The sequence below is a fragment of the Robinsoniella sp. genome (genome assembly GCF_034124845.1).
Genome location: NZ_JAWYAJ010000475.1, coordinates 7020 through 14074, shown reverse-complemented (window position 1 = coordinate 14074; position 7055 = coordinate 7020). Strand labels below are relative to the sequence as shown.

Here is a 7055-nt window from a genome sequence, read left to right as displayed (position 1 = left end):
CTATAGGTCTTTCCCCAATTACAATATCCGATTCCCCATTTATAATCGGTCTTACCATCTTTTCAATATCTTCCCCACAATACTGATTATCTGCATCTGTATTTACAATAATATCAGCACCATTTCTAAGACAGGCATCCAGTCCGGCCATAAAGCCCTTTGCAAGACCTTTGTTTGTTTTAAAGTTTACAACGTAATGGACACCCCAGTTTTTTGCAACCTCTACCGTATTGTCCTGGCTTCCGTCATTTATGATCAGATACTCAATCTCATCGATGCCATCGATCTGTTTTGGCAAGTCATTCAGTGCTATTTCCAAGGTTTGTGCTTCATTATAACATGGAATCTGAATAATCAATTTCATAATTATTTATCAACCTTTCCTTCGTTCTCTCATTTTCTTCCAACCACCCAAAAAACGGATATCTGCAAAAACGGATATCCGTAATTCCTTGTCCTACATTAACTCACTATTTACTGTTTTACGTCCAATCGAATTATAAATTATTTTTGTGCCTTCAAATACATCTAAGGAGTAACAATTTCTCCCATCTAAAACGATAGGTTTTCTCATGAGTTGTTCGTATTTCTTAATATCAAAATTCTTTACTTCATCCCACTCGGTAAAAATAAAGCAGATATCTGCATCTTTTATAGTCTCTTCGATGCTTGAACAATAATCAACTTTCTTTGGATAGAGCTTTTTAAAATTCTCCGTACCAACCGGATCCCAGGCTTTTACGTTTGCACCGTCTTCTAAAAGGATCGGAACATTTACAAGCGAAGCTGCTTCACGCAGATCATCTGTTCCTGGCTTAAAGGTAAGCCCCAGCACAGCCACATTGAGATCTGAAAAGTCTTCGAAATATTTTTTTGCTTTTTTTACCAGCTTTAATTTCTGGTTTTCATTTACATCTATGGCTGCTCTGATTGTCTTTATTTCGTTGTCATTAAAACTTGCCAACCAGCTTAAGGCTTTTGTATCTTTTGGAAAACAAGATCCACCATAACCAATTCCAGAATTTAAGAATCTTTTGCCGATACGAGCATCATATCCCATACCTTTTGTAACATCTTCAATATTTGCACCTACGATTTCGCACAGATTCGCTATTTCGTTTACATAGGAGATCTTCAGTGCCAGGAAGTCATTGGATGCATATTTTATCATTTCGGCACTTCTTCTGTCTGTTACGATTACCGGTGCATCAAATTGCTCATACACTTTCTTTAATACTTCTCCTGCTTTTTCATCTTCCACACCAATCACAATGCGGGATGCATGAAGGGTATCCGGAACTGCCGTTCCCTGAGAAAGAAATTCAGGATTCGACGCTATATCCACTTTAACATCATGGACCAAACGCTCCCGCAGATAAGCTTCCACCTTATCATTGGTACCGATCGGCACGGTAGATTTTACTACAACTACACAGTCCCGCTCTACGGATTGTGCGATCTGTTTTACCACTTTAAAAACATAGGCTAAATTCGCAGAACCATCCTGCTTTTCCGGAGTTCCTACGCCAATAAAAATGGCCTCCGCATCTTTATATGCAGCGCCATAGTCCGTTGTAAACTGTAAATGACCCATGCTTTGCTGCATTAATTCATCCAGTCCTGGCTCATAGATAGGGGATATCCCCTTTTTCATTTTTTCCACTTTTTCTTCATCAATATCAACACAAGTTACATCGTGTCCTTTGCTCGCCAGGCAGACACCTGTGACAAGTCCGACATAACCAGTTCCTGCAACTGCTATTTTCATTTTATCTTCTCCGCATATTATTCAAATATAGTGTTTAAATTATATCATATGTTTTAAGATTTTACCACCCTGTATAAGGTTATTTTTTACATGTTTTTTGCTAATTTTGACATTCTAAGGTTTTTAGTTCATACTTTTATAATATTTTCTTCATATTTTATATCATAAAGAAATCAGAAAAGTACTGTTTTTCATACTTTTATAAGCGTATATGCTCCTCATAGAAAGAGCTATCAGTTCAAAGTTCTGATAGCTCTTGCCTGCATTTTATAGCTTTTACAAGATAAACCTATTTCACATAGAATGTATCCGTTATAAATTTCACCGAAATCTTATCTTCCATCTTCTCAAGGCAGTCAATCACATACTGGTTCATGCTATTCGACTTCTCTTTCTCAATCCGGTACTCCATGCTGGAGTTGTAATAGTTATCCTCAATCGGTGAATAGCCATCAAATCCGGCACATGCTACGTTTTCTACTTTTACTTTCATCAATGTCTTCAGAAGCATAATAAATGCATTGTCAATGATCTCTGCATCTTCATCCACGAGTGAGCTGTAGTTTAACGTATAGTCAAAGCTTCCTTTTGTATTAGTCACATTAGAGGTGGCAATTACTTTGGTATCACGGTTTTTATACTCGGTTATTACGCTGTTCAGCTGAACATATCTCCTTGAGTTGCTTAAGAATACATAATCCACCATCAGGGCTCCCGGTATATAATTTGTGGATATCACAACCGGATGATTTTCGTCTATATAAGCTTTGATTTTTTCTTCCTGAGCCTGTACATTCTTGCCTGGTCCAACTAAGAGAATTTTCTTTCCTGCTAACTGTTCTTCCAGTTTTGCCAGATCACTTATATCATTGCATTCTGCGTTCTGATATTGATTGTACAGATGTTCGATATACTTCTGATCGTATAATAATTTCTTTTCAAATTCAATGCTGTTCAGTATTTCATTTAAGGACTTCAGTGATAAGGTGTGCTTGTCCATTAAATATTTTACATAACTTGGATGACAGTTATTCGATGCTGACAGATAGAAGAAGAGATTATATCCCCATGGACTCTTTTCATAGATGTTCATGATGTTGATGTCAATAGCTTCTAACATCTGGCTGATATCGTAATTCTTTCCGCAGTTGGTATTCAGATACATGGAGAGCAATTCTATCGGCGCATTTCCGGCACTTTTACCCATCCCATAAAGTGTTGCATCTACAACTACCATACGGTCCGTATGCGCCTTCAGTACTTCCATACAGTTGGAATATGCCAGCTGGAAGTTGTTATGAGAATGATATCCCACACCGATTTCCGGTACGAGGTTGTGGTCTAATAATTCAAAATAATGCATCAGATGTTCCTGATGAAGCAGTCCATAGGTATCTACAATGGATACTGCATAGGGTTTTAATTCGTTTACAAGATCGATCAGATCCAGCATCTCTCTGTCCGAATAACTTGTAATGGAAACTGCCTGGGTAAATACCTGATAGCCCAGATCTTTCACCTGGCGGCAGAAAGCAATTGCTTCATGCATTAAATGTTTTTTAAAGATTACACGAATACCGTCCAGATAGCTGTCTTTACAAGGGGACAGGTTTTCAATGCCGCAGGTACCAAAATCGATCATACCAACTACCATAGCCTGTCTTCTGTCAAGGCCGCCAAAGATTTTTCCCACACAGTCGGTGTCCGGCATAATGGTACGATCAATATTAAACTTCTGTCTTTCATCTAAAAATCCGACTTCAATCATATCTACATTTGTGCTGACCAGTCTTTCAAATAAACTTACGATATTGTCGTGACCGAAATTCCAGTCATTGACATAACCACCGTCACGTAAAGTACAATCTAACAATTTTATATTATTCATTTTTATTCTCCTGTTCTTCAAAACTTATTGGTGTACCAACAAATTTTGATGTAAATTTCCATATAATCCAATATAAGTTACTGCATTCAGCACTTATTATACAGGTAAATTTGCATTTTGTGAAGTATTTTCGTTTCGGTAAGCCGAACACCCCTGCAGAGCGTTGTTATTTATTGTGTGCAAATCATTTACTTTTTGTGATTACAGCATTCACTCTGCTGCCAGATTTTATAAAAAGACTCTATTTACTGCCCAGTAACTTTAAACACATGCGCATAATCAATCTGCCTAACCCATTTTTTTTCATTGCATTTCCTACCCGGTATTCATCTGTATTCTTTATATCTTTCAGTTCCGCTGTACATTTCTTATACTTTTTACGAAGCTCTTCACACTGCTTTTTCGACTCTCCATACTTAAACTTCCAGTTCTTGATCTGAGTCCCCTGCCAAGGTACGGGATAATTTGCAATCCCGGCAAGAGTAGATTTGGGAATTGTAAATAATTCTTTAGGATTCATATCAAACTGGGTACACTGACACAGATCGATTACGGTTCCGCTGACCGGAGTCATTACCGCAAGTGGCGATAACAGTACAAATGGATATTTGGAATAGGTTGTTCTTCCATTCATCTCTACCGAGTACCTGCCTTTTAGCACACTCTCAATCTGCCTTGCCGGGTCTGCTTCAGTCTGAGTCTTACTATTTACCAATCCATCCATAATTTCTTTTATAACTTCATTCCCTTTAGCTGCACCGAATACTTTATCCGTAAAATGAGTTTCATCTAAGAAGCTGAAGAATGCCGGATAACTGCACATACAGTCAAATGGTCCATTAATTTTCATATTGGAGCCCAGATAAATTCCACCTTCTGCATAAATTCTTTTCAATGCAAAATATCCGGCTGCCAGTTTAAAATTCTTTTGTAAAAATGCCTGCTCTATCATCTGGTTTTCCTGCACATCGCAGTTTGCGGGGTTTAACACAACTACCTCCCCCTCTTCACGAAAGGCCTCCCTGGCCGCTTCTTGGGCCTGCTGGGTTGTGACTTCCTGTGAAAATCCATCCAGATAAATTCTCTTTGGCACTGCATGCTCTGTCAAACCTATATAGAAGGTAATTTCCTTATATTTGTCCGGATTTGCCAGATAGCATGGATTCTTTTCAATCATCGGTACAAGTGACTTGAAATATGAAAAGAACTCATCCCCAAAATACCACATTGCTTTGGATTTATCAATGGTCTTTTCTGCCATATTCATTACGATTTCATTACGATATTTCGGATCAATATTCTCGATTGCCATTTTTGCAGCTTTTACAAAATCTAAAATTTTTCTTTCTTTTGTGCGATGCACGGTGGAATCTTCACGGTCCATCCAGTAATAAACAGGTAATGGCTCATAAGCAACGTTGTTGGCTGCTGCGATCAAAACAGGAATATAGGCTACATCCTGGTAAATCATGTCTGCAGTTCCACCCGTTCTCTCCCAGAGTTCTTTTTTTACCAGAAGACTCCATAGCGTAAACGGTGTAATATCCAGAAGCATGCTCTCTTTGGTTACCGGACCCGGCAGTAATCCCAGCAGATATTTCCCGTTACCCCTTACCCGGTACGAGGCACCATAGATCAGTTCGCAATTTTCTTTTTGGGCACGTGCATACATGCGCTCCAGAGAATTCTCTATCATGTAGTCATCCGCATCACAGAATGCAAGATATGTACCTTTTGCTTCTTTTATTGCCAGATTTCTTGCAATTCCCTGTCCGTGGTTTTCTGTATGAAGTACCTGCATGATCTGCGGATACTTCTTTTTGTATTCATCCAGAATGACACCGGAACTATCGGTCGATCCATCATCAATTGCCACTACTTCTATTTCTTTCATTGTCTGGTTCACAGCAGAATCCAGACATCTTCTTAAGTATTTTTCCACATTATAAACCGGTATTATGATTGAAATCAGTACTTTTTTATCCATTCTCTTATCTCCCTTATTCTTTAGACTATAGTGCCTGTTAAAAAACCCCGCAAACAGACATCCTTTAAAAAAGCATGCCTGTTTGCAGGGTTCTATATACCAAAAAATCCTCTGATATCCTGGGCTGTATCCGCTGTAAACACGTGCGGATGCTCCTTAACATCTCCGTCAGTACGAAATCCAAAACCAAAAGTAACCGCCATAAAGTCAACCCCAGCTTCAAAAGCTCCCACTGCATCGGAAGTCGTGTCCCCTATCAGGATACCTTCTTTTGAAAGAGTAAGCCCCATAAGGGATTCGCAGCGCATAAGTACATCCTTTTTTGTCATTTTACTGGCAAAATCGGATCCGCAGATCACATCACAGTGTTCTGCTATATTGAAATGCTCTAATATCTCGATTGCATAATCTTCTCTTTTTAAAGTAGCAACCCCAATTTTATAGCCTTTTGCGTGGAGGGCTTTTAGTAAATCATAGATGCCTTCATACGCTTCTGCCAGAAACAGGTCGTGATTTTTATACCGGTCCCGGAAAATCTCCGTTGCCCGATCGGCCTCTTCTTCTGTTAATCCATACTGTTTCATCAGGGATTTCTTAATCGGCGGTCCAATGAAAGTGCGTTTTACTTCATTTTCCAGAGGCTTGTACCCCATCTTATCAATGGTATAGTCCACACTTTTTAATACGCCTGCGGAAGTGTCCAGCAGGGTTCCGTCCAGGTCGAATATTACTGCTTTATACATAAATACTCCTATCCTACGATTCCTTCTGCAACCATTAAGTCTTTTACCATTTCCAGATCCTTCGGTGTATCCACGGACACCGTTCTGCAGTCAACGTCCACAAATTTTACATTTTTGTGATGTTCGATGTAGCGGATCAGGTCGCATTCTTCTACCTTCTCCAGCATGCTCTGAGGTGTGGTTACAAAGAAATCCAGTGCCTCTTTTGTAAATGCACAGATTCCAACAAATTTCTTATAATCGAATTCCAGGCTTCCCTTTGGATATGGGAGCGGGCTTCTGGATGTATAGAGGCCGTCTCCTGCTTCGTTGGCTATCATTTTAATATTTGTAAAGTCGATGACTTCCGGTCCTGTCTTGATGGTGGTCATTGCGTTGGCAACAAAGAATTCAGGGGTATTTTTTGCCGTTTCCACTACTTTTTCAATTGCCTGTGCCTCAATTAGCGGTTCGTCTCCGCCGATGAACACATAGATATCTGCCGGAATCAGATCGGATACTTCATGAGTCCGCTCTGTAGGGTTTGTGTGCTTTTCACTTGTCATCAGCACCTTGAATCCGTATCCTGTGCAGACGTCATAGATCTCCTGATTATCGGTTGCCACATACACTTCATCGAAGTTTCTCACCTTGCTTACCTGCTGATATACCCACCAGATCATTGGCTTG

At 39.5% G+C, this 7055-nt stretch carries 6 protein-coding genes; all 6 read right to left on the bottom strand.

The window, feature by feature from the left end:
* Positions 1 to 364: glycosyltransferase family 2 protein (locus ACH2DQ_RS23225; protein ID WP_395028533.1), on the bottom strand; the 364-nt coding region annotated here is incomplete at its 3' end.
* Between the two features lie 93 nt (positions 365 to 457).
* Positions 458 to 1768 carry a UDP-glucose dehydrogenase family protein gene (locus ACH2DQ_RS23220; protein ID WP_394913531.1) on the bottom strand — a complete coding sequence of 437 codons (1311 nt, stop codon included), beginning with the start codon at positions 1766 to 1768 and terminating at the stop codon, positions 458 to 460.
* Positions 1769 to 2057: 289 nt separating this feature from the next.
* Entirely contained in the window at positions 2058 to 3656 is a 1599-nt protein-coding gene (locus tag ACH2DQ_RS23215; protein ID WP_394913532.1) for an aldolase catalytic domain-containing protein, read from the bottom strand.
* 241 nt (positions 3657 to 3897) lie between these two features.
* Positions 3898 to 5643, bottom strand: coding sequence for a glycosyltransferase (locus tag ACH2DQ_RS23210; RefSeq protein WP_394913533.1), 1746 nt, complete (start codon positions 5641 to 5643; stop codon positions 3898 to 3900).
* 92 nt (positions 5644 to 5735) lie between these two features.
* Positions 5736 to 6386: an HAD hydrolase-like protein gene (locus ACH2DQ_RS23205; RefSeq protein ID WP_394913534.1), complete on the bottom strand. Its 651-nt coding sequence runs from the start codon at positions 6384 to 6386 to the stop codon at positions 5736 to 5738.
* An 8-nt stretch (positions 6387 to 6394) separates the two neighbouring features.
* The coding region (locus ACH2DQ_RS23200) for a cytidylyltransferase domain-containing protein (protein WP_395028530.1) at positions 6395 to 7055 on the bottom strand (661 nt) is incomplete at its 5' end.